Source organism: Actinopolyspora biskrensis (genome assembly GCF_013408175.1).
GTDB classification, from domain to species: domain Bacteria; phylum Actinomycetota; class Actinomycetes; order Mycobacteriales; family Pseudonocardiaceae; genus Actinopolyspora; species Actinopolyspora biskrensis.
Genome location: NZ_JACBYW010000005.1, coordinates 264,160 through 289,920, shown reverse-complemented (window position 1 = coordinate 289,920; position 25,761 = coordinate 264,160). Strand labels below are relative to the sequence as shown.

Below are 25,761 nucleotides of genomic sequence, written 5' to 3'. Positions count from 1 at the left end.
TGGCCCGCGTGCTCAGTCCGCCTGACAGCTCGGACACCAGTAGAGGTTTCGCCCCTGCAGTTCCGCCGTGGAAACCGGGGTGCCGCACACCAGGCACGGAGCTCCGCCACGGCGGTAGACGTAGACCTCGCCGCCGTGCCGGTCCCGGCGGGGCTGCCTTCCGGTCGCCTCCGGCGAGTGCTCGCTCCGCACGGTGTCGATACGGCCGGTCCGCACCCCTCCGGACATCAACCTCACCAGATCACCCCAGACGGCCTCCCACTGCGGCCGGGACAGCGAACGCCCGGGCAACCGCGGAGGCAAGGAGTTCCGGAACAGCACTTCGGCGCGGTAGGCGTTGCCCACTCCTGCCAGCACGGTCTGGTCCATCAGCAGGGCCGCGACCGTGGAGCGCGAGCGGGTGATCCGCTCCCAGGCGTGCTCGGGGTCTGCGTCCTCCCGCAACGGATCCGGCCCGAGTCTCGCCCGCAGGTTCTCCACCTCGTCGGGGGAGAGCACCTCGCAGGCGGCCGGACCGCGCAGATCCGTGCCGTGCGTGGGGCCGACCAACCGCATCCGGACCTTTCCGCGCGGCTGTTCGAGCGGCACGGGGGACTCGGTGAACTTGCCGTACAGCCCGAGGTGCACGTGCACCACCCTGTCGTCCCCGTAGAAGTGCCAGAGGTGCTTGCCGTGTGCCTCGGCGTGCTCGAAGGTCGCTCCGTCCAGCTCCTCCGCCGCGGCGAAACGTCCCTGGGGACTGTGCACCCCGACCGGGTTCCCCGCGAAACGCTGCTGGTGGAGCCGGGCGAGCCGGTGCAGCATGTGTCCTTCCGGCACTGGAACGGCACCACCAATCACACGATCGAGAGATGAAGAAGACGCGCTTCCCGGAGCCGACGTCCACCGCGCGTGGCGGGGACGTCGGCGGGCTCGGCCGACTCACGGAATCATGTTGCGGGCAGTTCCGGGGGTTCGCCGCTGCGTTCGTAGTCGGCCAGCATGTCGATCCTGCGCTGGTGCCTGCCGCCTTCGAACTCGGTGGTCAGGAAGACGTCCACGAACTGCTCGATCTCGGGGATCGTGTGCATGCGGGCACCGATCCCGGCGAGCAGGGCGTTGTTGTGCTGCCTCGACAGCTTGGCCGTGTCCTGGTTCCAGACCAGCGCGGCCCTGGCCCCGGGAACCTTGTTCGCGGCGATCTGCTCGCCGTTGCCCGATCCTCCTATGACCAGGCCGAGGCTCCCCGCGTCGGCGACCACCCGGCGGGCCGTCTCGACGCAGAACGGCGGATAGTCGTCCTCGGCGTCGTAGACGAAGGGGCCTACGTCGACCACCTCATAGCCGAGTCGGTCCAACCGCTCGTGCAGGTGAGTTTTCAAATCGAGACCGGCGTGATCGGAACCAAGATAGACGCGCACTCTTGTAGTGTGCCAAACCGTTTCCCGTACCTTAGTCACCCGGTCAGGGGGTGAACATGTCGCACGAGCCGACTGATCCGGCGGTCGTGCAATCCGGTCACACGGTGCGCTTCGACTGGGGGCTCGAAGGCTTGCGCGGGCTCGGCGCGGACTGCGCCGTACTGGTCGTGGTCGACGTTCTCTCGTTCGCCACGTCGGTCGACGTGGCGACCGGTGCGGGCGCGCACGTGCTTCCGCTGCCCCACCACGACGACCGGGCGCGTGACGCGGCGGAGGCGGCCGGGGCCGTACTCGCCGGGGCCCGCGAGCAGGGGGGCTACTCGTTGAGCCCCTCCACTCTGGAACGGGTCCCCGGGGGAACGCTGGTCGGACTGGCCTCGCCCAACGGAGCCGCCCTGTGCTCCGAGGCCTCGGAACTGGGGGCGGTGGTGTTCACCGGCTGCCTGCGCAACGCCGGGACAGTGGCCGCTGCCGCTGGGGCAGCGGCGCGCAACGGCCCGATAGGGGTGGTGGCCGCGGGCGAGCTGCGCGGGAACGGCGCGTTCCGGTTCGCGGTCGAGGACCTGCTCGGAGCGGGCGCGATCATCTCGGCGCTGTCGAACGGGCTCGGATCCTGCTCCGTGGAGGCGGGCACCGCCGCGCGGAGCTATCGGAGCACCACGGACCTTCGACGGGCGATCCGGTACTGCGATTCGGGACGCGAACTCGTTTCCCGGGGTTACGGCGAGGACGTCGAGCTCGCCGCTAAGACCGGCGCGAGCACGAGGGCGCCCCGGCTGCGCGCGGGGGTGTTCAGCCACCGCTGAGAGCAGCCGGGGTGCTGGTCTGCTTGGCGGCGCCGTTGGACGGCGTGGGGGCTCGGCGCTGCCGGCGCCGAAGCGCCACACCGGTCGTCAGCACGACAGGAAAGCGTCAGTCGGTACGATCGGCGGACGGGCCGCTCCCGGCTTTCGGGGCGGGACCGCCCCGACACCGAGCGACACGACCGGATTGGACGTTTCTCCCCGTGACCGGTGAAGACGTTGTCCGCTGGAGGGAGCTCGCGGACGGGGTCCTGATTCGTCGTTACGCCGAACTGGATCTGACCGTCGGACTGGTACTCGGCGACGAGCAGGCACTGGTGGTCGACGCGCGAGGCGACCGCGCCCAGGGAGAGGAGTTGGCCGCGGCGGTGCGCGCGGTTACCGCGCTGCCCTGGCAGCTGGTTCTCACGCACGCGCACTTCGACCACTGCTTCGGAGCCGCGGCCTTCGGGCAGGAACCTCGCTGGGCCCATGTGAACTTCCCGGCTCACCTGGAAAGGACGGTCGACCTCCAACGGGCGGAGTGGGTCGAGCACTACCGCGCCTCCGGGGACCGGGAAAGGGCCGAAGCGTTGGCGAACACCGAAGTGCGGTCGCCGAATCGTCTCGTGGACGATCCCGTGGAGCTCGACCTCGGGAACAGAACGGCACGGCTGGCCCATCCCGGCCCGGGTCACACGGATCACGACCTGATCGTGTCGGTGCGGGACGCTTCCGTCCTCTTCGCGGGGGACCTGCTCGAAAGCGGTGCCGCGCCGGATTTCGGGGACGCTCGGCCGCTCGACTGGCCGGGCACCCTGGACGTGGCACTGCGCGGGGGTCCCGAACGAATCGTCGCCGGCCACGGAACCCCCATGAGCCGTCGACAGGCCGCCGAGCAGCGCGACGAGCTCCGCGCCGTCGCCGAGCTGTGTGCCGCTTACTCCCGCGGTGGGATCACCGCGGAAGAAGCGGTCGAGCGCGGCCCGTACCCACCGGAGACCATGCGCACCGCCCTGGGACGAGTCGACCGAGGCTGAGGCCGGGCCCGCTGCCGCGGGGATGCTCCGACGACGGGAGGAACCGGTCCGCCGCGGAGCAGTCCCGCACGGTCGGTGGTCCGTTCAGTCGAACCGGGGGTTCTCGGTCCTGGTCCGCTTGAGCTCGAAGAAGTACGGGTAGCTCGCGAGGGAGCGCGCCGCGTCGAAAAGCTCGCCGGCCTGCTCACCGCGCGGGATCCGGGTGGTGATCGGTCCGAAGAAGGCCACCCCGTCCACGTGGATGGTCGGGGTACCGACCTCGTCGCCCACCGGGTCCATGCCCGCGTGGTGACTGGAACGCAGCTGCTCGTCGTACTCATCGCTGTTCGCGGCCTCCGCCAGCGATGCGGGCAGACCGACCTCGGCCAGCGACTCGGAGATCACCCGATCGAAGTCCTTGTCCTCCTGGTTGTGGAAACGCGTCCCCATCGCGGTGTACAAGGGGGACAGTACTTCGTTGCCGTGCTGCTCGGCCGCCGCGATCACCACACGAACCGGCTTCCACGCCTTGGCCATCATGTCCTCGTACTCTTCCCCGAGATCTCGACCCGAGTTGAGTACGGCCAGACTCATGACCCGAAAGCGCAGATCGATGTCCCGGACCTGCTCGACCTCGAGCATCCACCGCGAGGAAACCCACGCGAACGGACAAATCGGATCGAAATAGAAGTAGACCTCGGGACGACTCGTCTGCTCGGCAGTGCTCATGGGCACACCTCTCCATCCTTCTCACCCAAGCGGGTGTAACCGTGAATCCCGCAAGGACAACCACCACGTCTCCCACGATGTTCCCGCCGTGGAAAACGTTTCCGTCGGACCTCCGCCAAGGGGATCGTCCCGCTCGGGTGCTTCAGCCCACGCGGAGCGAGACGCCCCGGCCCGTGAAGGTGGATGCAGCGCAAGGCGGCAGGGCACACGTGGCGTGGGTGGCTGTTCGAGATGTCCTGCAACGCTCCCGAGCTGCCTACTCACGTGACGGATACCCGACCAGCTACGCAGCATTCCGCCACGGGTCCCGGGACGGCTCGTCACCGCCTCCCGAGCGGGTCCTCCGGCCGCGCGCGGACCGTTACCGACCTTCTGCGTGATTTCGGTCCGGCATGATTGACTCTGGACGACGGGGGTTCAGTGCCCCGCAACTTTCCGACGACGATCGACGAGGTGATCCGTGGCTCCGCCGAACCTGACCCGCCAGCAGGCCGAACAGCGTGCCGAAATGCTCCAGGTCCACTCCTACGCGGTCGAACTGGACCTGTCCGACGGCGCGGGCGGAGACGATGTGGAAGTCTTCGGTTCGAAGACGACCGTAAGGTTCAGCACCACTCGACCGGGCGCGTCCACCTGGATCGACCTGATGGCCGCGCGGGTGCACAGCGCCGTGCTCAACGGTGTGCGGTTGGACCTGTCCGACTACGACGAGGAGAAGGGCATCGCGCTGCCCGATCTCGCCGAGCAGAACGAACTCGTCATACAGGCGGACTGCAACTACACCAACACCGGGGAGGGGCTGCACCGCTTCGTCGATCCCGTCGACGGGGGCGTGTACCTCTACAGCCAGTTCGAGACGGCCGACGCCAAGCGCATGTTCGCCTGTTTCGACCAGCCAGACCTCAAAGCGACTTTCCAGCTGACCGCGACCGCGCCGGACACGTGGAAGGTGATCTCGAACTCGCCCGGTGAGATCACCGCCTCCGGCGGGGGGCGGAACACACACGTCTTCCGGGCGACCCCGCCGCTTTCGACCTACCTGGTGGCGCTGGTGGCCGGCCCCTACGCCGAGTGGCGTGACGTCTACAGCGGCCCGGAAGGCGAGATCCCGCTCGGGCTCTACTGCCGCGCCTCCCTCGCGGAGCACCTCGACGCAGAACGACTGTTCACCGAAACCAAGCAGGGCTTCGCCTTTTACCAGCGTGCTTTCGACGTCCCGTACCCCTTCGCCAAGTACGACCAGTGCTTCGTGCCCGAGTTCAACGCGGGCGCCATGGAGAACGCGGGGTGCGTGACCTTCCTCGAGGACTACGTCTTCCGCTCCCGTGTCACCGGCTACCTGTACGAACGCCGCGCCGAAACCGTGCTGCACGAGATGGCGCACATGTGGTTCGGCGATCTCGTCACGATGCGCTGGTGGGACGACCTGTGGCTCAACGAGTCCTTCGCCACCTGGGCCAGCGTGCTGGCGCAGACCTCGGCCACCGAGTACACGCACGCGTGGACGACCTTCGCCAACGTGGAGAAGTCCTGGGCGTACCGCCAGGACCAGTTGCCCTCCACGCACCCCGTGGCGGCCGACATCGTCGACCTGCAGGCGGTGGAGGTCAACTTCGACGGCATCACCTACGCCAAGGGCGCTTCGGTACTCAAGCAGCTGGTCTCCTACGTGGGGCTCGACAACTTCCTCGGTGGCCTGAAGATCTACTTCGATCGCCACGCCTGGGGGAACGCGGAGCTTTCCGACCTGCTCACTGCTCTGGAGGAAGCCTCGGGCAGGGATCTGTCCTGGTGGAGCGCGCAGTGGCTGGAAACCACCGGCCTGAACGTGATGCGCCCCGAGTTCGAGACCGACGAGCAGGGACGTTTCAGTGATTTCACCGTGGTGCAGGGCCCGGCCCGGCCGGGCCGGGGCGAGCACCGCACCCACCGGGTCGCCGTCGGCGTTTACGACGACGACCCGGACACCGGCAAACTCGTCCGGGTTCACCGGACCGAGATGGACGTCTCGGGAGAACGCACCCACGCCCCCGAGCTCGTCGGGGTGGGAAGCGGCAAACTGGTGCTGGTCAACGACGACGACCTCAGCTACTGCACGATGCGGCTGGACCGGGGGTCCCTGGCTACCCTGGTCGACCGGATCGCCGATATCGACCAGTCGCTTCCGCGCGCCCTGTGCTGGTCCACCGCCTGGGAGATGACACGCGACGCGGAGATGCGGGCACGCGACTTCGTCGATCTCGTGCTCGGCAAGGATGCCTCCGGAGGGATCGGAGCCGAAACCGAGATCGGAGTGGTCCAGCGGGTCCTGCTCCAGGCCAGGACAGCACTGGGATCCTACGGCGATCCCGCCTGGCAGCCGGAGGGCTGGCAGCGTTACACCGACAGGCTGCTGGAGCTGGCCCGCGCCGCCGCGCCGGGCTCCGATCACCAACTCGCCCTGGTCAACGCGCTCACCGGGGCGAAGCTCGACGAGGACAAGCTGACGGTGCTGCGGAGCTGGTTGAACGGCACGGACAAACTAGAAGGACTCGTGGTCGACACCGACCTCCGCTGGCAACTGCTGCAGGCTCTGGTCGCGCACGGCGCCGCGGACGAAGCGGAGATCGACTCCGAGCTCGCCTCCGATTCCACCGCCACCGGAAAGCGGCGTGCCGAGCGAGCCAGGGCCCTGATCCCCACTGAGGAAGCCAAGGAACGTGCCTGGCAACGTGCGGTGCACGACGACGAGTCGCCCAACGCCATCAACGAAGCGGTGATCTCCGGGTTCCAGCACCCCGCACAGCAGCAGCTGCTGGCTCCCTACGTTCAGCGCTACTTCGCCGAGATCGACGACGTGTGGCAACGGCGCTCCAGCGAACGCGCCCAGCCGACGGTGATCGGATTGTTCCCCTCCTGGGCCGTGGACCCCCGGACCGTAGAGGCCGCTGACGCCTGGCTCGCCGGGGAGCACCCGTCCGCGCTGCGCCGGTTGGTCTCCGAGGGCAGGGCCGGTGTGGTTCGCGCTCTCGCGGCCAGGGAGGCCGACCGTTCCTGACCCTGGGCACCCGCTGCCGAGTCACGGGCGTCCGGTGCGGCGCGCCGCGCCGGACGCCCGGGCATCGGAACGCAACGGGCCCCGGTGATCGGAGCGGAACCGACCGGCTCCGGACAACCGGTGCAGCCGCGGGGGAAGGCCGCGCGCGCGGATCTCGCTGAACTCGCCGCGGGCTCCGCGGGACACCGGAGGACTTTTGAAGTGATCCCCCGGCGAGCCCATACAATCGCTCGATCACGACACGTAGGCTTGTGACCACAGTACGTCCGCCGTGTCGTGGAGCGCCCCATGCCAGAGTTGATCACCGCCATCGCCACACTGCTGTGGCCGCTGATCACGCTGCTACTGCTGCTGCTCTTCCGGCGTGCCATCGGCAGGGTGTTGCGCACGGCGGAAAGACGCGAACTCGAATTCGAGGTCGGAGGTCAACGGCTGACCTTCCACGAACTCAACGACCAGCAGAACGAAATGATCCAGGACCTGCAGCAGCAGCTCAGCATCCTGAGCAAACGGCTCGACGAAAAGGAGAACGCCGCCTCCGTAGCCAGCGGATCGGGGCAACCCCTCGAACCGGCGGGCAACGTCGCGGTGCCCTCGGGAGTCGAGCTGGACGGGGAACCCGTCGAGTCCGAGCGGTTTCCCCCCGTGCAGGCACCGAGCGGTCCCGAGCCCTTCGCCGTGTTGTGGGTGACCGACCGGGCCCAGAGCCATGCACTGTTGGTCGAACAGCTGCGCAGCAACGGAGTCCGGGTGACGATCACGGCGACGACGGCCGAAGCGGTGGCGGAGATTTCCGAGCGGCCCTATCGCCTGGTCGTTTCGGACATGGTCCGCAAGGAAGACGGTCGGTGGCGCAACGACGCCGGGCTCACTCTGCTACGAGAGCTTCGTGACCTGGGGGTGGAGATTCCCCTGGTCATCTTCGGGACTCATCGTGGACAGATACAGCACGCCGACCAGGCTCGCCAACTCGGTGCGGTGGCCACCACCCACTCGACGTACGAGATGTTCCGGCACTTTCAGAACTTCGGCCTGCTCTGAGCTGAAAGCACGGTCCGGAGTCGGTTCCCGCGCCGGGGAACGCCGCTACCGGGGCGGTACCGCGGAGCCCGCCGAGCGGTCTCCGGGGACGCCGAGCACCCCGACCACCCGAGCGGGCCGCGAACCATCCACTACTCGTGTCCGGTCTCGAAATCCGTTCCGGCCGCGTCCGACAACATCCGCAGCGCGCTGACCAGTCCTTCTATCAGATCGCCTTCCTTGAACGAGGCGACCATGTTCATCACGGCGAGGTTGCACGAGCGGTCCGGAACCCGGCGGTAGGAGTGCTCACCGGTGACGATCTCCACCTGTCGCTGGGCGGGAGAGACCGCGATCAGCACCCCGCGCGGGGCTCGTTCACCGAGATCGGCGTGTATCTGCTCGGCGCGCTCACGAGTGTCATCTCCCAACTCGCCGAGGTAGATCGCGAACTCCAGCCCGGTGGTGCGGGTCGAAAGAGTAAGCGCTTCGTCCAACCGGGCGAGCTGCCCGGGCGAGAAGGGCAGTTTCGGACGTTCGGGTTCGATGCGCCGCGCGATGGACAGTCGGCCACCCGCCGTGAGCGCGTGTCCCGGTTCCAGCCCGTCCGGATCCGTGTTCGTCGAGGTTTCGGCCATTTCACCAGTTGCCACGAGCGCCTCCCCTCGCGGTACCGGGTTCGGACCCCGGTGCGGCTTCCGCTTGCTCGGCCGGCGGCGGACTGCTCGGACTCACACCAGCGGGGTTGGCGACCCACAACACCGGCGGGAAATCCCACTGCTGACTCGCCCGCCGATCGGAGCGAATCAACCTCGGCCACAACACGATCAACATGACGAGGCCGTAAACGGCCGCCGGGATCACGGCCAGGAAGAGTACGGTCTGCAGGACAGTCACACCAGCACGGTATCCGATTCCGTTCCGCCCTGGTCGACTACCTGGGGGGCTGATTCCCGCGCCCGCCCCGCGGAACACGACGTCACCTTCGCCTCCCGCGTGGAACGACCGTCACATCACGAAAATGTAACTATGCCCCATTTCACTGTGCTGAGCCGTTCGGAGTAGTCGCTTCCGCTGAACGGAGTCGGACCAGACGGTCTCCATGGACGGTCAAGTTGGCGGCTTGTATCGGACAGTACTCGATTCTAGATTTCACCTGTATGGATCTTGCGTATACGACCGGATCCATAGCAGGAGCAGTTCTGATCACGAAAGGCAACAACGATGAACGTGAAAAACAGCCCCGCAACCAAAAGCCTGACTCTTTCGAGTGACAATAACGAACCAAACGGACACGGAAAGCACAAGGAGTGCTCTCCACTCGGGGGAAGGACCGTTTCGCTCGCCCGGAGCCACGAACACGCGCACCGGGGGGTGCGCATCAGCGCGTGGCGTGGTGTCCGGATCAGCGGGCGAAACGGCGTCCGCATCAGCGGCCACCGGGGAGTACGCATCAGCGGTCACCGGGGGGTGCGCATCAGCGCGTGGCGTGGTGTCCGGATCAGCGGGCAAAGCGGCGTCCGCATCAGCGGCCACCGGGGAGTACGCATCAGCGGTCACTCGACCGAACCACGGCACGAGCTCATAAAACTACGCGGCGCACACCACCGACGCTCTTCGCGGGCGCGCCCACTCGCGCACCACGACACGACGACGTTTCCGCACCGGAACGCCGAACACGCGGCCCCGGGAGGTCCTACCCGCTAGCGCGCGGCCGTCTCCCCCAGGTACGGGAGCCACAGCGGATCGGGCTCGGCGGCACCGGCCAGCAGTCGCCAGTGCCTGCCACGTGGCGCCTTCGGAGTCTCCGCCAAACGCCACCCCAGCTCGCGAAGGGTGTAGTCCGCCTTGCGCCGGTTGCACCTGGTACAACAGGCCACGCAGTTCTCCCAGGTGTGCGAGCCGCCCCTGCTTCTGGGAACGACGTGGTCGACGGTTTCCGCACGAACGCCGCAGTACGCGCAACGGTGATTGTCCCGCATCATCAGCGCCGGACGGGACAACGGAACCCGACCGCGGTACGGAACATGGACGAACTTGCTGAGCCTGATGACCGAGGGGATCTCGATGCTGTGTGTCGCGGAGTTCCAGGTCGAACCGGCCGAATCGCCGTGTACGACCTCGGCCTTGCCACAGACGACAAGCACGATCGCTCTGCGCAGGGGCAACGCGGTCAGCGGCTCGAACGTCGTGTTGAGCAGCAACACCCGCCGCTTCGACCAGGTCCCCGCGCCTTCGGAACGTTCGGAAGGCGGCTGCCTGTGGCCACGCTTACGGCCCGCGGGTCGCGTGGTAGTACCACGAGGCGGCGTCACCGTCGGAGCGCCGCACGGGATCGGTTTTCGGTCGGGCACTCGACCACCTCCACCGTCTGCCGGGAACAGTCGAACACAAAACCCGCCCGGAACGCACGTGTGATCCGCACCGCATCACCGAGTTGACACGCGAAATCACGGCGAATTCGAGAACAACAACGGGTTAACGCGAGGCGGGTGGGAACGTGTGGCCGCCGAGAGAATCATTTTCGATCACTTTTCGAAGGTGGCCGGTCACACCCTCGTACTCGGCTCATCCGCGGCCGCAGCGGCCGGGACAACCGGCCGGCGGCCGCCGAAGGCTCGGCCGCGCGAAGTCCGCGCCGGGACACGAGCCGTTGTGGTCGCTCCCGCCGAACACGGGCGTGCCGAAAGCGCTCCCGCTCGCCTGCGAGCGCATCGACCCGGTCACGCGGTCGGTGTCAGTATCGTGCGCGGGGTGAGCGAAGTTCAACCCGCACCCGGGGGCTATCCGCACGCACCCCGCGAAGACCTCGTCGAGAACCTGCACGGGCACGAAGTGCACGATCCGTACCGCTGGTTGGAAGATCCCGACGACCCACGCTGCTCGGAATGGCTCGAACAGCAGGACAACCTGACCTCCGGCCGGTTGGCGGACCTGCCCGGCAAGGACCGGCTCGCCGAGCGGATACGCGCGCTGACGAGCACCGGTTCGGTCTCGGCCCCGACATGGCGCAACGGGCGTTCCTTTTTCACCAGGCGGGAAACCGACCGGGAGTTCCCGGTGCTGTTCGTGCGTGACGAGTCCGGGACCGAGACGCCGTTGGTCGACGTGGCCCGGATCGACCCGTCCGGGCTGACGACCCTGGACCGCTGGACGCCCAGCCGGGAAGGCGACAGGCTCGCCTACCAGGTCTCCACGGGAGGAGACGAGGAATCCCTGCTCTACGTGATGAGCGTGGAGACGGGAGAGCTGCTGGACGGACCGATCGACCGCTGCCGCTACTCCTCGATCGCCTGGTTGCCCGGCGGGGGCGAGTTCTACTACGTGCGCAGGCTCCCCCCGGAAGACGTCCCGGAGGACGAGCGGCAGTTCCACCGCAGGGTGTGGCGCCACGAAATCGGGCGGGATCCGTGCTCGGACGTCCTGATCCACGGCGAGCAGCAGGAACACACCTACTTCTTCGACGTCGACGTCTCCGCCGACGGCGGGTGGCTGTTGATACACGGCAGTCCCGGCACCGCACGCCGCGATTCGCTGTGGATCGCCGAGCTGGACCGCACCGGCCGACCCGGTCAACAGCGGCTCGTACTGGACGACTCGCTCGGTGTGCAGGCCAAGGCCAAGGTCGAGCTCGACGGCAGGCTCTACATCAGGACCACCCTGAACGCCCCGCGTGGCCGGCTGTGCGTGGCCGACCCACGCAGCCCCGAGCCCGGCGACTGGACCGAACTGCTCGCCGAGGACTCCGGCTCGGTGCTCGAGGCGGTGCGCCTGGTCGACGGCCCCGAATCGTCTCCGGAACTGGCCGTGCTGCGCACCAGGCACGCGGTTTCCGAGCTGACGCTGCACCACCCGGCAACGGGGGAACGGATTCGCGGGGTCGCGCTCCCGGGAACCGGGCAGATCACCGCGCTGAACACCACCGACCCCCTCACCGAAACCGGTGCGGGACGGCTGTGGATCGGCTGGACGGATTTCGTCACCGCACCGTGCGTGCACACCTACTCGCTCGGCGACGAGACCACCGAACCGTTCGAGAGCGCACCCGGGCAGGAAACACCCCCGAACGTCAGCAGCACTCAGTTGAGCTACGCCTCGACGGACGGGACCACCGTGCGGATGTTCGTCCTGTACCCGTCCGAGTTCGAGACGCCCCTGCCCACGCTGCTCACCGGCTACGGAGGTTTCGCCCTCTCCAGGGAACCCGCTTACGCCCCGACCGCACTGGCCTGGGTGGAGACCGGCGGTGTCTGGGCGCTGGCCTCACTGCGCGGGGGCGCCGAGGAAGGCGAGCAGTGGCACCGCGCGGGAATGCGGGAGAACAAGCAGCGGGTGTTCGACGACTTCCACTCCGCCGCACGGCATCTCGTCGACCGGGGTTGGACCAGCACCGACCGCCTCGCGATCAGCGGAGGATCCAACGGCGGACTCCTGGTCGGAGCGGCCGTGACCCAACGCCCTGAGCTGTACCGGGCCGCGGTGTGCTCGGCTCCACTGCTGGACATGGTGCGCTACGAGCACTTCCTGCTCGGAAGGCTCTGGAGTGAGGAGTACGGCAGCGCCGAGGTTCCCGAGGAGCTCGGTTGGCTGCTGTCCTACTCGCCGTACCACAACGTCAGCCCGCAGACCGAGTATCCCTCGATGCTGTTCTCGGTGTTCGAGTCGGACACGCGGGTGGACCCGCTGCACGCCCGCAAGATGTGCGCGGCCGTGCAGCACGCGACGACCTCGCCGCTGGACAAGAGACCGATTCTGCTGCGCCGGGAGACGGAGGTGGGGCATTCGGCTCGTTCGGTCTCGCGTACTGTGGGCATGGCGACCGATCACCTCGCGTTTCTCGCCGAGGCGACAGGACTGGTGCGAGAGTGATCCGGTCAGCCGCGGGTGCCGCTCGAGGGCACCCGCCTTCGCGTCGTGGACGGCGGGGCGTGCACGAAGCGAACGGTGGTCACTGACCGCGCACCGGACGTGGCGAGGATCGGATCGCGCCACGGTTCTCCCCGTTCCGACGGGCTCGGACCAAGGGCTTCTTTCGGAGCGCCCCTCGGCTGGAGCACTCGGCCCGTGCGAACCGAGACGCTTCCGGCGCGTGAGACGGATGCAGGGCGGGAAAGCAGGACACCTGGCGCAGTGAATCGCTGCCCGAGGTGCCCCGCAACGCTGCCGAGACGCCGTCCCAGGCCGGTGACCGCTCAACCGAGCGAGCCACTCCGCGAGGAGTTCCGAGTCAGTAAGACAGTTTTCGGCGTCCGGGAGCCCCGAGACCATGACCGCGTTGCAGTTAGCGCAATCCCAGTGTTCCGACGACTCCAGCCAGTGGTGCAGGACGATACTCGACTGGACCAACAATCCGTGGCTGGCCAACTACTCGAAGTTGTTGATCGCCACACCGCTGAAGGTCCTGTCGATCATCGTGCTGGCGTTCCTGGTGCGCTACGCGCTGCACAAGATCATAACCAAGCTCAGCCGCACCAACGGCCAACCTCCCAGGTTGCTGCAGCCGTTGCGCGAGCGGAACGGCGACTCCGTCTCCGGCGAGACGCTGGCCGAGCAGCGCAGCCAGCGAGCCAGGACCCTCGGTTCGGTGCTGAAGTCGATCGTCAGCTTCGTGATCTTCGGTTTCGCCGCGATCTACATACTCCAGGAGTTCGGGGTGAACCTGGGGCCGCTGATCGCATCCGCCGGAGTGGTCGGCGTCGCTCTCGGTTTCGGTGCCCAGAATCTGGTGCGGGACTTCCTGTCCGGCATGTTCATGATGGTCGAGGACCAGTACGGGGTCGGCGACTGGGTTGACCTCGGGGAAGCGACCGGCACCGTGGAGACGGTGGGCCTGCGGGTCACCACACTGCGCGACGTCAACGGCACGGTGTGGTACGTCCGCAACGGCGAGATCCTGCGGGTCGGCAACTCCAGCCAGGGGTACGCGGTGGCCGTGGTCGACCTGCCGATCGCGCACAGCAGCGACGTGCGCCGCGCCCAGGAAGTCGCGGAAGCGGTCTCCGGAACAGCCGCACAGTGCGAACCGCTCTCCAAGGACGTGTTGGCGAAACCGGAGATGCTCGGGATCAACCAGATCACTTCGGATACGATCACGCTGCGGTTGACCGCGAAGGTGCGTCCGGGGCAGCAGTGGGCCGTGCAGCGCTTGCTCCGCGCCGAGATCAAGCGGGCCTATGACGAAGCGGACATCAAACCGCCTTACCCGGCCGGACGTCTGATGCCAGACTCGGGTGAGCAGCAGTAACGTCGACAGCCTCGCGAGGAGGGCGTGTGAGCACTCCGGAAACCTTCTACGAACAGGTGGGCGGCGAGGCCACCTTCCGCACCATCGTGGCTCGCTTCTACCAGGAAGTGGCCAAGGACGAGCTGCTGCGGCCGCTGTACCCCGAGGAGGACCTCAGCGGCGCCGAGGAGCGGCTCCGCCTGTTCCTCGTGCAGTACTGGGGAGGACCGCAGACCTATTCCGAACAACGTGGTCATCCCCGGCTGCGCATGCGCCACGCGCCGTTCAAGATCGGATTGGCCGAGCGGGACGCCTGGTTGCGGTGCATGCGCATCGCGCTGGACGAGGCCGAGCTGACCACCGAACAACGCGACCGCCTCTGGCAGTACTTCGAGATGGCCGCACACGGCATGGTCAACTCCTGGTTCTGACTGATGCCCCTGCCGTGTCGACGACCGGCGTGGTACTTCCGGCGCCGGAAGGTCCGCCCGAGCGACTCGCACCACCGCGGGGTCTCCCGTGGGGGCTCTCGCGCGGAGGGCCCGACGTCGTGCAGGCCGTTCCCGGACGTCGGGCCCCGGCGGAGCGAGAGCCGCGGGAGGTTCCGCCGGGCGACCACCTCCTCAGGGGCGAGCGGAAAACCTCGACGACCGTCCGCGTGAAAGACCCGGTGCCCGGGACGGGACGGCGAGACCCGTTCCGGCGCTTCCGTCCCCGCGGGGGCCGGACACCGCGGCACCGAGGTCCCCGTCCGGCGGTCCGCTGACCGCGACCTGGTCCACCGGTCCCGGTGTGACCAACCGGCCCCGGCCCCGGCAGCGGACTCCGGGCCGCGAGTGACCGTGCGTTCGTCCTCCACGCACAACGACACGCCTCAACTCCCGCTCTCCAGCGGCTCCCGCTCCCCTGACGTCTCACACGATTCGGGATCACTCCTCCATCGACGATTTCGTGCCCCGTGTTCCGAACACGGGGTGACAACGCGCTTCCGAAACGTGATGATCGTAGTTCGCACGCCCACCGCGCCATCGAGTGCTCGTCTGCGGTAGGACATCATCGACGAACGTCGACCCGGTGTCCGCGTCGGACCGGATCTCGTCGCGCGTTCGGGGTCACGTGCGTGATCCAATGATCGATCAGCGAACGTCTGAGCGCATCGGCACCGTGCTCGGCGACCCTCGAACACGGTGCTCGAACGCAGTAAGGGGATGACCACTGTGCGCCGCTGGACAGAGCAGGACAGCCTCCCCGGAGGCCAAACGCCGTGGTGGTGGAACGCGATCCATTACGCCATCGACATCCGGCTGTTCGCCGACTCCGATGGAGACGGGGTCGGCGATCTGGACGGCCTGCGCAACCGCCTCGGATACCTGGAACTACTCGGGGTCGACACGGTGTGGCTGACCGGTGTCCCGATGACCGGCGTGGGCCCCAATGTCGGCGATCCGCAGCAAGCTGCCACCGTTCTCGAATCATTCGAACGGCTGACGTCCGCGGCTCACGATTGCGATTTGCGCGTCACTCTCGATATCGGTGTGGACGTGGCCGATCTACGACAGCCACGCGCCCAACAGGAGCTGGTACGGACGCTTCGGTTCTGGACCGACCGCGGGGTCGACGGATTCCGGCTGGCCCTTTCGAGGCGGGGTTCATCAGCGGAATCCGACACGGACGGAGTCGACTTGGAAACGGCCAGAGCAATCAGGGCCGCGCTGGCCGACGACTCGGATCGGCTGATCGGCTCGTTCATCGAGGAACAACGCTCGAGCCGGGGCGTGTGGGACGTCGATTTCAACCGGGCGCTCGCCGAGACGGATTTCGAGGCGAACGGCATCCGGGAGGCCATCGGCAAGGAGCTGGCCGCGTGCAAGGAGTTCGGAACCAGGCCGGGCTGGCTCGTCTCCGGACGTCACTTCCCCCGGCAGGTGACCCGCTTCGGCGGTGGAGCGGTCGGGCGGGCGCGAGCCCACGCCATAACTCTCGTGCTGCTGGCACTGCCGGGAGTCGTGTGCGTGGACAGCGGAGAGGAGCTCGGCCTGCCCGAGGTCATCGGCGACGAGGCGGAAATGCCCACGCAGGAGCTGCTCGGAGCTCGGGTCCCCATGCCGTGGGAGGGCAGGACTCCGCCGTTCGGCTTCAGCGAGGCCACGGACCTGTGCCTGCCCGCACCGGAGGACTGGGTCGGCATGACGGCCGAGGCGCAGTTGGAAAGCGCCGATTCCACGCTGTCGCTGTACCGACAAGCTCTGGAGATCAAACGAACGGCGAGCGCCGGGGACGAGACGGAGAACCCGTCCGTACCGCGTGAGCTGTTCGACGATGACGAAGTCGAGTGGTACGGAGCACCCACGGGATGCCTCGCCTTCCGGAGGGGTGCGGCAGGACTGATCTGCGCCCTGAACACCTCCACCCAACGGGTCCCGCTGCCACCGGGGGAACTGCTCCTGTCCAGTGCTCCGCTGGAGGGCGGACAGCTTCCCCCCGATTCGGCGGCCTGGCTCGCCACGAGCTGACCCACGACTCGTTCCCCGGCCCGGTAAACACAGGCCGAGGGATTCCCGGACACCGCGGGGCGATCCTCCGCGCACCGAATCGGCACAGGAAAGCGCAACCGGCGGTCGTTCCGGCGAAAGCGGCCCACGGCGATCGGACTCGGCTGCCGGGACCGGCGAAACACGCGTCGGGGCGCGAAGAACGACGAGGAAGTGAAACCCGACGAACTCCCGAATCGTTCACCGAGTGCCACGAAACGGACGAGCCGGAGAACCCGAACCACGAAAGTACCGGGCGATGTGGAAACGCACGACCGCTGTGGGCGCTGGCGGGCCCACTCCGCTGTGAGCACGTCGAAACCGATCCGACTCGCATCGCCCCCCGACAGGATGGCCACCGTGTGCTTGACCGACCAGAGCCACGAACATCCCACGACGTCGCCCGACTGGTGGGAGAACCGGGTCTTTTACCGCGTCGACATACGAGCGTTCAGCGATTCCGACGCGGACGGGGTCGGCGATCTCGAAGGGGTTCGCGAGCGACTCGGTTACCTGGAACTGATCGGTATCGGCGCGATCTGGTTGACCGGAGTGCTGGCTTCACCCGTCGGGCGCATCGGGCACGGCAGGGATGTCGATCCTCTCGTCGGCACCATCGAGTCGTTGGAAGCCCTGCTGACCGAGGCGCACGCCGCGGACATCCGGATCGTGCTGGATCTGCCCGTGGACGGCACGGTCGTGGACAACGACGAGAGCGGGAACGAGCTGGCCGAATCCCTTCGCTTCTGGAAAGCGTGCGGCGTCGACGGGTTCCGGGTCGCGACCGTCCCCGGCATCACAGGTCCCCTCGACGAGACCACGCACTCGATTCTGCGGGTCATCCGGTCACTTCCCGGTGAGCATCGCACCGTTCCGCTCGGCGGGCTGGTGCGGAGCTGGCGGACGGAGCACGGCACGCTGTCCGAGCTGGACCTGGGGGTCGACCTGCGTTTCAGCTCCGTGCCGTTCGACGCCGCACAGATCCGGCAAGTCGTTCAGAACGTCCTGGACGATTCCCTGAACTCGGGGAGCACACCGGTGTGGACACTGTCCAATTGGGACTACCCGAGGCCGACGACACGTTTCGGCGGTGGCGCCTCGGGACTCGCCAAGGCGAGAGCCATGACACTGGTCCAGTTCGCGTTGCCCGGAGTGGCCGGGGTGGACAACGGAACCGAACTCGGACTGCCCGAATCCGAACGCCCCGACCGCACGAGCAGTCATCCGGTTCGCGGGCCGATCCCGTGGGAAGGCTCGGAGCCGCCGTTCGGTTTCTCCGCGGCGTCGGGAAGCTGGTGGCCCACCCCGCCCAGCTGGGCGTCCAGCACCGTGGAAGTCCAGCTGGAGGAACCGTCCTCGACACTGTCCCTGCACCGCAACGCCATGGAGCTACGCCGCTTCTACGAAATAGCACAACGTTCGACGGTCCAGTGGTACGGAGCGCCCCGCGGATGCCTGGCGTTTCGCTGCGACAGGGGTGAGCTGACCTGCGCGCTGAACACCTCGAGCGAAACGGTACCGGCCCCTCCGGGGAGGATCGTGCTCAACAGTGCCCCGCTCGACGGTGACCGGCTACCCCCGGACACCGCGGTTTGGCTGGTCTGAGCGATCCCGCGTCTCCACGTCTTCGCCCACGGCCGGATCCTGCGCCTCCCCGTCCCGGACTTCCCCGATGGTGCGCAGATCCACCGCGAGCCTTCCCGCGTCGTATCCGTCCGTGTGCAGCGACAGGTCCAGATAGCGCGTGAGGTACAGGGCCGCCGCGAAAGGCAGCGATACAGCGGAACTCAGCGAGTCACGCACAACGTTGCCGGACCAGCTCGCCTCCGTGCTCGCCGTGGCCACCGCACTCGTCAACGGTTCGAGCAGCGCGGGCAGCACCAGCGCCAGCGCCACCGTCCCCACAGTCGGAAGCAACCGCCGCAGCACCATGCGGCCGACCCGGCCGACCGCCTCCCGCACCCCGGTGCGCTGCACCGTGAACGGGACCACGGCGACATTGGCCACCACTCCCGAGACTATTCCGGTGAACCCGCCGAGCAGCACGCACAGCAACAGCACCACGATCAGGAGCAGTCGCCACAGCGGAGGGGACTCCTCCCCCGTGAGCACGGGAACGGCCTGCCGTTGCGCGAAGTACAGTGGGACCGCCGTGAGCACCGCCGGTACCGTCGTCAGCACCAGCCCGAGAACGCACAGCCCGGCGCCGCGTTTGGTGAACAACCGCCACACGTGGTGAGAAGCAGGGCGGTATCCGGCGCAGACCCAGGCCAGCGCCGCCACGGTGACAGCCGTAACCGTGATGTCCGCGGGCGTCACGAGCACTGCCCGCAGCACTCGCGTCCAAGCGTCCACCCAACTGTTCCGGTCCACCTGAAGCAGCCCGTCGGCGACGCCGATCCTGCTGCACATCCCGAAACGGCAACTCACGAACCAGCTCAACGCCGTGAACGGAGCCACGATGAGCAGAGCCACCGGGAAAAGCCACCACGTGCGCAGCAGCAGGCCCAGCCCGCCGGACAGCGGACCGCGCAACCGGAACGCCTCCCGGAACGAACGGGTCATGCTCAACGCGTCCCGGCTCTCCGGCATCGATGGATAGTCGTACACACTGTCGATTCTCGACACCACGACGCCGAAGAATTAACCCAGGTACCGACGAGTCACCCGAATCGAGCAGCGCGGTCCGACGGCACCGCTTTCCGGGGGCGAGCGGACCGGGGTCCGACCCGGGCCGGAATCGAACCCCGTCCCCGCCGAGCTTCGCTCAGGTCAGCAGCGGCAGCAGCGCGTGCCTGCGCCGTACCACCGCGCCGAACCGGGAGTCGATACGCAGCCACGAGTCGGTGGCGTTCACCCGGACGATCTCGTCGTCGGAGGGATCCCCGACCAGGAATCCCATCCCGGTCAGCACGAACAGGCACCGCAGCGGAACCGTCACCTTGAGCCCCGAGCCGCTCACGGTGAACACTTCCTGGTCCATGAGAGAAGCGGGGGGAGTTCCCTTCGGGCCGACGTTCTCCCGAGCGACACCGACTCCCTGCTCGGCCACCTCGCCCACCACCTTGGCGGGCAGGTCGTCCACATGACGCCACCCCTCGGGAGGGGGGAGTTCGGAACGCCACATCAGGTCGCGCTCGGGACCGGGGTCCATGACGGGACCGTTCGAGACCGTCAGCGCGGCGAGCAACTCCTTACCGGAGACGCTCACATCACGCGGTTCGACCTCCCCCTGCACGGAGCGGGTGCACAACGCGTCGAAGGGGGTCGCCGACCACACGTCGATCCGCTCACCGTCCGCACGCGTCCGCAGCCGAATCACGGCCTGCTCGTCCATGCGCACGGCACGGGCGACGAACGCGCTCAGGTCGTCACGCTCGACCGATCGGGGCATCCGCAGTTCAGGCAATTCGTCGCTCCTCGTCCGCGGCAACCGGATCCAGCACCCACTCCTCCAGGAAGGCGAACTCCCCTTCCGTGAGACGGCGTGGGCGTCCGGCCCGGAGGTCGTACGGCACCATGAGGGTCTCGGCTGTGGCCACCGAATCCGCACCGCCCGCGGCGACCGCGTAGTCCACCACGAACGAGGCCCGGCGCAGTTCCCGGACCGACATGCGGACCTGGACGTGGCCCATTCCGTAGTCGACGGGGCTGCGGTAGTCGACCGTCAGCCTGGCCACCACCATCCCGTCGGCCATACCACCGTTGCCCCGCCGCTCGGCCTCGGTGAACAGCAGCCCCGCACGTGCCTCCTCCAGCAACGTGACGGTCCTGGCGTGGTTGACGTGGCCGAACGCGTCCATGTCGGACCAGCGAATCGGCACCTCGGTGACGAAGGCTCCCACCTTTTCCTCTCCTTAAGCGTCGATCCGCCGGCACGGCCGACGCGACGTGCGATACACGGGACCGTCCGGGACCACCGTACTCCGCCACGGTGCGGACACCGAACCCGACGAACCACACACGACGCGTCGACCGCGGCCGGGGCGAGGATCAACGCACCATGCTGCGCAGCTGCCTGGCCGCCACCGAGAGGGTGGCCAGGTCCTGCCTGCCCGAGTGCTTGATCTCCTCGAGCGAAGCCCGCGCACGTCCGATCCGGGACGCGTTCGCCGACTCCCACTGCGCGATCTTGTCCTCCGGCCCCTGGTCCGGTTCTCCGCTGCGCAGGACGTCCACCGCGATGGCACGCAGCGAGGCGTACAAATCGTCACGCAGCGCCAGCCGAGCCAGGGCGTGCCAGCGATTGCCACGTTCCAGCTCGCCGACCGAGACCAGCATCCGCTCCATGTCGAGGTACTCCGACAGCGCGAAGTAGAGCTCGGCGCTCTCCCGCGGGCTGCGCTCCGTCGAAACCCCCGCGTCGCGCTCGGCCAGCTCCGCGATCTCGGTGATGTCCAACAGGGCGAACGTGTCCAGCAGGGTCCCGATCCGCCGTGCCAGCTTCTCGGGCACGCCCTGCTCGACCAGCCTGTTGGCCTTCTCCGCCGCGTTCCGGGCGGCCCTGCCCTGCACGAGGTCCCACACGGACTCGGAGAGTTCGGCCACGACAGGACGGAAGCGGTGTATCTCGGCTCCTATGGCCAGCGGCTGCGGCCTGTTGGACAGCAACCAGCGAGAAGCACGGTCGAGCAGCCTGCGACCTTCCAGCACCATGAAGTCGATCACTTCACTGGGAACAGCTCCGTGCAGCTCCTCGATCTCCGCCCACAGCCCGGGCAGGTCGTAGACCCCGGTCACGACCTCGAAGGCCCGGACGGCGTCGGTCGTCTCGGCGCTCATCTCCTCCAGCAGCCTGTAGGCGTACGAAACGCCCGCACCGTCGACGACCTCGTTGACCAGCAGGGTGGTCGTGAGCTCGCGGTGCAGCGGGTGCTGCCGGACCGCGTCGACGTAGTTCCGTCGCAGCGGCTCCGGGAAGTACTCGGGAAGCCTGGAGGCGAAGGCTTCCGTGTCCGGCAGGTCGCTGTTGAGCACGTCCTGCTTCAACGCCAGCTTGACGTGCCCCATCAGCGTGGCCAGCTCGGGCGAGCTCAGCCCCTGGCCGGACTTCTCGAGCTCACGGAACTGCTCAGCGCTCGGCAGGGCCTCCAGCTCACGATCCAGACCGGAGCGCTTCTCCAGCTCCGCCACCAACCTGGCGTGCACCGATGTCATCTGATCGGAGTGGGAACGCGAGGTCCCCAGCACGGCGTTCTGCCGGTAGTTGTCGGCAAGCACCAGGGCCGCGACCTCGTCGGTCATCTCCCGGAGCAGCTCGTCACGCCGCGAGCGGTCCAGACGCCCCTCCGCCACGAGCTGGTCCAGCAGAATCTTGATGTTGACCTCGTGGTCGGAGCAGTCGACCCCTCCCGAATTGTCCAGGGCGTCGGTGTTGACCTTGCCCCCGTTACGGGCGAACTCGATACGGCCGAGCTGGGTCATGCCGAGGTTCCCGCCCTCGCCGACGACCTTCGCACCGAGATCGGCGCCGTCGACGCGGACCGGGTCGTTGGCCTTGTCCCCCACTTCGGTGTGCGTCTGGGTACTGGCCTTGACGTAGGTGCCGATACCGCCGTTCCACACCAGGTCCACGGGGGCGCGCAGGATCGCCCTGATCAGCTCGGCCGGGGCGAGCCGGGCCACGCTCTCGTCGATCCCGAGCGCGGAACGGATCCGCGGGTTCAGCGGAATCGACTTCGCAGAACGAGGCCAGACACCCCCTCCCTCGCTGATCACGTCGCGATCGTAGTCGTCCCAGGTCGACCGGGACAGTCCGAACAGCCGACGACGTTCGGCGAAGGAACTCGCCGGATCGGGGTCCGGATCGATGAAGACGTGCATGTGGTTGAACGCCGCCACGAGGCGAATGTGCTCGGACAGCAGCATCCCGTTGCCGAAGACGTCCCCGGCCATGTCCCCGACGCCGACCACGGTGAACTCGTCGCGCTGCGTGTCGGTGCCTAGCTCGCGGAAGTGCCGCTTGACGCTTTCCCACGCGCCCTTGGCCGTGATGCCCATCGCCTTGTGGTCGTATCCCACCGAGCCACCCGAGGCGAAGGCGTCCCCCAGCCAGAAGCCGTAGGACTCGGCCACCTCGTTGGCGATGTCCGAGAAGGTGGCTGTGCCCTTGTCCGCCGCCACCACCAGGTAGGTGTCGTCACCGTCGTGCCGCACGACGTTCTCCGGGTGGGCGACCCTGCCGCCGACCAGGTTGTCCGTCACGTCGAGCATGGCGGAGATGAACATGCGATAGCAGGCGATGCCCTCGTCGCGTACGGCCTCGCGGTCGACGGCGGGGTCCCCGGTGGAGGCGGGCGACCGTTTCAGCACGAACCCGCCCTTCGCGCCCACCGGAGCGATCACGGCGTTCTTGACCGCCTGCGCCTTGGCCAGGCCGAGAATCTCGGTGCGGAAGTCCTCTCTGCGGTCGGACCAGCGCAGTCCACCACGAGCCACCGAACCGAACCGCAGGTGCACCCCCTCGAAACGAGGGGAGTAGACGAATATCTCGTACTGCGGCCTCGGTTCGGGAAGCCCCGGTATCTCCTGCGGTTCCAGCTTGAACGACCAGAACGAACGCGGCAGCGCATCAGCGCCGCGGACGAAGTGGTTGGTGCGCAGCGTGGCCCTGATCAAGCTGAGGTAGTTGCGCAGGATCCGGTCGGCGTCCAGGCTGCTCACCTCGTCGACAGCCTGCTCGATCGCTCCGACGAGCTCCTGTTCGCGCGAGTCACGGAGCGTCTCGTCCAGCTCCGGGTCGAACCGGGTCTCGAACAGCCGGACCAGCTGCACGGTGACCGACTCGTGCGCGAGCAGCGCGTCCTCGATGTAGTCCTGGCTGTAGGCCACACCGACCTGGCGCAGGTATTTCGCGTAGGCACGCAGCACAGCGGTCTGACGCCAGGTCAACCCGGCGCGCAGCACCAGGGAGTTGAAGCGGTCGACCTCGGAATCGCCCTGCCAGACGGCCTGGAAGGCCTCCTCGAAGCGTTCCCGCAGCGTGTCGATCCGTTCGCCGCCCGCCTGTTCCAGCAGTCCCTGCTCCGGACGCAGCCCGAAGTCGAAGATCCACCTGCGGGTCTCCTCGTCGGGCGAGACCTCGTAGGGGCGCTCGTCGACGACCTCCACGCCCATGCTCTGCAGAACCGGCAGCACCATGGACAGGGTGACGCGCTCGGTGAGGAACATCTTGAACCGCCGGTCTCCGGGCCCGGCGTCCCTCGGCGCGTAGAAGGACATCGCGAGTTCGCCCGGACGGGAGACCCCTTCCAGGCGACGCAGGTCCACCAGCCCGTCGGCAGCGCTGAAGTCCTCCTTGTAGGCCTCCGGGAAAGCGGAGGCGTAACGCTGCCCCTCCTCGCTGATCGTTTCGGAACCGGAGGAGATCGCGCGCCCGTCCCGACGGGCCTCGATGCGATGACCACGCCGTTCGGAGTCGATCTCCTCGACCATGTCGTCGTCCCAGGTGCGGATGGCCTCGCTGAGCCGCCGCTGCACCAGGTTGACTTCCGGTTCGAGCCGGGTTCCCGGTTCGGTGTGCACGACGAAGTGGACGCGTGCCAGCGCGGACTCACCCACCCTGGTGCTGTACTCCAGGCCGGTGCCCTCCAGCTCGGCCAGCAGCACCTCCTGCATCGCCAGCCTCGACCGGGTCGTGTAGCGCTCCCTGGGCAGGTAAACCAGGCAGGAGAAGAAGCGGCCGTAGGGGTCCCGTCGGAGGAAGAGTTTGAGCTTACGGCGTTCGGCCAGGGCCAGCACCCCGGTGATGATCTCGAGCAGGGTGTCCGGCTCGGTCGCGAAGAGCTCGGTCCTCGGATAGCTCTGGATCTCTTCGAGCATGCGCTGTCCCGAGTGGGACTCCATCGGGAAACCGGCGCGGTGTATCACTTCACGAGCACGTCGCTCGATGACCGGGATGTCGAGGACGTTCTCGTGCAGGGCGGTGGTGGTGAACAGGCCGATGAACCGGTGTTCTCCGGTGACCCGCCCGTCCGGGTCGAAGGTCCGCACGCCCACGTAGAAGGGGTGCCCGGCCCTGTGCACCGGGGAAGCCGCGTTCGCCTGGGTGAGCACGAGCAGCTCTCCGGGGGCGAAGTCCACCAGCCCCTCCGAGTCCGTGGACAGGCTGCGGGCCGCGCCGCTGTCGGAACGCAGCACCCCGAGTCCCGTAGCCAGGATTCCCCGCAGCGAAGCGTTCTCGCTCTCCTGGTCGGAAACCACTTCGTCGTGGCGGTACCCCAGGAACATGAAGTGACCGTCGGCCAGCCAGCGCAGCAGCGCGGCGCCGTCCCGGATCCGTTCGGCCGGAAGTGGCGGAGCGTCCTTCTCCAGGGAATCGGCGATTCCGCGGGCCGTGGCGTGCATGCGGTCGGTGTCCTCGACCACCTCTCGCACGTCCGTGAGGACCGTCAGCAACCGCTGCTCGAGATCACGGGTGCGGTCCGACTCGGCAGCCAACCGGTCTATCTCGAGGAACATCCACGACTCGACCAGCGCGTCCTCGGGCGGGGCCGAGGGGTCCGCATCCGGCAGGACCTCACGCAGCTCCCCGGCCACATCACGACGGACCACTACGATCGGGTGCACGATGCGCTGCACCTGTGCTCCCGCCCCGGTCAGTTCGGCTACCACCGAATCGACCAGGTAGGGCATGTCGTCGGTCACCAGCTGCACCACCGAACCGGGACTCTGCCAGCCGTCGGTGGAGCGGTCCGGGTTGAAGATCCGCACCAAGGGGCGCCCGGGCGCCCTGTGCGCGGCGAGTTCGTAATGGGCACGCAGCGCTCCCGCGAGGTCGGCGGGCTCGTCACCCGCCATTTCCTCCGCCGGGACGTGTCGGTAGTAAGTGCGCAGCAGGTGGGCCAGCTCCGGAACCGTTCGTACGGCTCGCTCCACCAGGCTCGTCAAATGTTCGGCCCCATCCGCGCCGCGCTCGGAAGCAACCGCCGTCTCGGCGTTCGGCGCGGTGTGTTCGGTACTCAACTGTCCGGATTCAGAGGTCATCGTCACGCAGCTCCACAACTAGCGGCACCTCGTTG

At 67.8% G+C, this 25,761-nt stretch carries 19 protein-coding genes; 9 read left to right on the top strand and 10 right to left on the bottom strand.

From position 1 onward, the window contains the following. Window positions 1–12: 12 nt before the first annotated feature. A complete protein-coding gene (locus FHR84_RS14720; RefSeq protein WP_179536088.1) occupies window positions 13–819 on the bottom strand; it encodes an Fpg/Nei family DNA glycosylase in 807 nt (268 codons plus the stop codon). A gap of 110 nt (window positions 820–929) precedes the next feature. Beyond that, complete coding sequence (locus tag FHR84_RS14715) at window positions 930–1,400, bottom strand: ribose-5-phosphate isomerase (RefSeq protein WP_179536087.1); 471 nt, start codon at window positions 1,398–1,400, stop codon at window positions 930–932. 104 nt (window positions 1,401–1,504) lie between these two features. Here FHR84_RS14715 and FHR84_RS14710 point away from each other — a divergent pair, with 104 nt between their 5' ends. Beyond that, on the top strand, window positions 1,505–2,206 hold the full coding sequence (locus tag FHR84_RS14710) for a 2-phosphosulfolactate phosphatase (RefSeq protein ID WP_343075285.1): 702 nt from the start codon (window positions 1,505–1,507) through the stop codon (window positions 2,204–2,206). A gap of 200 nt (window positions 2,207–2,406) precedes the next feature. Further along, a complete protein-coding gene (locus FHR84_RS14705; protein ID WP_179536085.1) occupies window positions 2,407–3,222 on the top strand; it encodes an MBL fold metallo-hydrolase in 816 nt (271 codons plus the stop codon). Between the two features lie 84 nt (window positions 3,223–3,306). Here FHR84_RS14705 and FHR84_RS14700 read toward each other — a convergent pair whose 3' ends face one another. Beyond that, complete coding sequence (locus tag FHR84_RS14700) at window positions 3,307–3,930, bottom strand: mycothiol-dependent nitroreductase Rv2466c family protein (RefSeq protein WP_179536084.1); 624 nt, start codon at window positions 3,928–3,930, stop codon at window positions 3,307–3,309. Window positions 3,931–4,390: 460 nt separating this feature from the next. Between FHR84_RS14700 and pepN the strand changes: the two genes are divergently transcribed. Continuing rightward, window positions 4,391–6,967 carry an aminopeptidase N gene (gene pepN / locus FHR84_RS14695; RefSeq protein WP_179536083.1) on the top strand — a complete coding sequence of 859 codons (2,577 nt, stop codon included), beginning with the start codon at window positions 4,391–4,393 and terminating at the stop codon, window positions 6,965–6,967. A 288-nt stretch (window positions 6,968–7,255) separates the two neighbouring features. After that, the gene (locus FHR84_RS14690; RefSeq protein WP_179536082.1) at window positions 7,256–8,008 is read left to right on the top strand and encodes a response regulator; all 753 of its coding nucleotides are present in this window, start codon (window positions 7,256–7,258) and stop codon (window positions 8,006–8,008) included. A gap of 131 nt (window positions 8,009–8,139) precedes the next feature. Here the strand turns inward: FHR84_RS14690 and FHR84_RS14685 are convergent, their stop codons facing one another. The 3 genes from FHR84_RS14685 to FHR84_RS14675 form a co-directional block, all read right to left on the bottom strand. After that, on the bottom strand, window positions 8,140–8,625 hold the full coding sequence (locus FHR84_RS14685; RefSeq protein ID WP_179536255.1) for a DUF5130 family protein: 486 nt from the start codon (window positions 8,623–8,625) through the stop codon (window positions 8,140–8,142). A gap of 1 nt (window position 8,626) precedes the next feature. Further along, window positions 8,627–8,884, bottom strand: coding sequence for an aa3-type cytochrome oxidase subunit CtaJ (ctaJ, locus tag FHR84_RS14680; protein WP_179536081.1), 258 nt, complete (start codon window positions 8,882–8,884; stop codon window positions 8,627–8,629). An 806-nt stretch (window positions 8,885–9,690) separates the two neighbouring features. After that, window positions 9,691–10,194, bottom strand: coding sequence for an HNH endonuclease (locus tag FHR84_RS14675; RefSeq protein WP_343075284.1), 504 nt, complete (start codon window positions 10,192–10,194; stop codon window positions 9,691–9,693). A 538-nt stretch (window positions 10,195–10,732) separates the two neighbouring features. Here FHR84_RS14675 and FHR84_RS14670 point away from each other — a divergent pair. The 5 genes from FHR84_RS14670 (at window position 10,733) to FHR84_RS14650 (ending at window position 18,346) form a co-directional block, all read left to right on the top strand. Further along, on the top strand, window positions 10,733–12,856 hold the full coding sequence (locus FHR84_RS14670; RefSeq protein ID WP_179536080.1) for a prolyl oligopeptidase family serine peptidase: 2,124 nt from the start codon (window positions 10,733–10,735) through the stop codon (window positions 12,854–12,856). A 397-nt stretch (window positions 12,857–13,253) separates the two neighbouring features. Further along, the gene (locus FHR84_RS14665; protein WP_179536079.1) at window positions 13,254–14,231 is read left to right on the top strand and encodes a mechanosensitive ion channel family protein; all 978 of its coding nucleotides are present in this window, start codon (window positions 13,254–13,256) and stop codon (window positions 14,229–14,231) included. 26 nt (window positions 14,232–14,257) lie between these two features. Beyond that, window positions 14,258–14,641 carry a globin domain-containing protein gene (locus tag FHR84_RS14660; RefSeq protein WP_179536078.1) on the top strand — a complete coding sequence of 128 codons (384 nt, stop codon included), beginning with the start codon at window positions 14,258–14,260 and terminating at the stop codon, window positions 14,639–14,641. 756 nt (window positions 14,642–15,397) lie between these two features. After that, on the top strand, window positions 15,398–16,723 hold the full coding sequence (locus tag FHR84_RS14655; protein WP_343075283.1) for an alpha-amylase family glycosyl hydrolase: 1,326 nt from the start codon (window positions 15,398–15,400) through the stop codon (window positions 16,721–16,723). A 378-nt stretch (window positions 16,724–17,101) separates the two neighbouring features. Further along, the gene (locus FHR84_RS14650; protein WP_179536077.1) at window positions 17,102–18,346 is read left to right on the top strand and encodes an alpha-amylase family glycosyl hydrolase; all 1,245 of its coding nucleotides are present in this window, start codon (window positions 17,102–17,104) and stop codon (window positions 18,344–18,346) included. Here the strand turns inward: FHR84_RS14650 and FHR84_RS14645 are convergent. The 4 genes from FHR84_RS14645 to FHR84_RS14630 form a co-directional block, all read right to left on the bottom strand. Then, window positions 18,314–19,351, bottom strand: coding sequence for a hypothetical protein (locus FHR84_RS14645; RefSeq protein ID WP_179536076.1), 1,038 nt, complete (start codon window positions 19,349–19,351; stop codon window positions 18,314–18,316). The genes FHR84_RS14650 and FHR84_RS14645 overlap by 33 nt on opposite strands. 157 nt (window positions 19,352–19,508) lie before the next feature. Then, window positions 19,509–20,150, bottom strand: coding sequence for a DUF8010 domain-containing protein (locus FHR84_RS14640; RefSeq protein ID WP_246300578.1), 642 nt, complete (start codon window positions 20,148–20,150; stop codon window positions 19,509–19,511). After that, a complete protein-coding gene (locus FHR84_RS14635; protein WP_179536075.1) occupies window positions 20,143–20,586 on the bottom strand; it encodes a thioesterase family protein in 444 nt (147 codons plus the stop codon). The genes FHR84_RS14640 and FHR84_RS14635 overlap by 8 nt, the downstream gene beginning before the upstream one ends. A 148-nt stretch (window positions 20,587–20,734) precedes the next feature. Continuing rightward, on the bottom strand, window positions 20,735–25,726 hold the full coding sequence (locus FHR84_RS14630; RefSeq protein WP_179536074.1) for an NAD-glutamate dehydrogenase: 4,992 nt from the start codon (window positions 25,724–25,726) through the stop codon (window positions 20,735–20,737). Between the last annotated feature and the right edge of the window lie 35 nt (window positions 25,727–25,761).

Excerpts from the sequence above, each read along its gene's own strand:
- FHR84_RS14700 (WP_179536084.1), bottom strand. The coding sequence starts at position 3,930 with ATGAGCACTGCCGAGCAGACGAGTCGTCCCGAGGTCTACTTCTATTTC.
- FHR84_RS14690 (WP_179536082.1), top strand. The coding sequence starts at position 7,256 with ATGCCAGAGTTGATCACCGCCATCGCCACACTGCTGTGGCCGCTGATC.
- FHR84_RS14685 (WP_179536255.1), bottom strand. The coding sequence starts at position 8,625 with ATGGCCGAAACCTCGACGAACACGGATCCGGACGGGCTGGAACCGGGA.
- FHR84_RS14665 (WP_179536079.1), top strand. The coding sequence starts at position 13,254 with ATGACCGCGTTGCAGTTAGCGCAATCCCAGTGTTCCGACGACTCCAGC.
- FHR84_RS14630 (WP_179536074.1), bottom strand. The coding sequence starts at position 25,726 with ATGACCTCTGAATCCGGACAGTTGAGTACCGAACACACCGCGCCGAAC.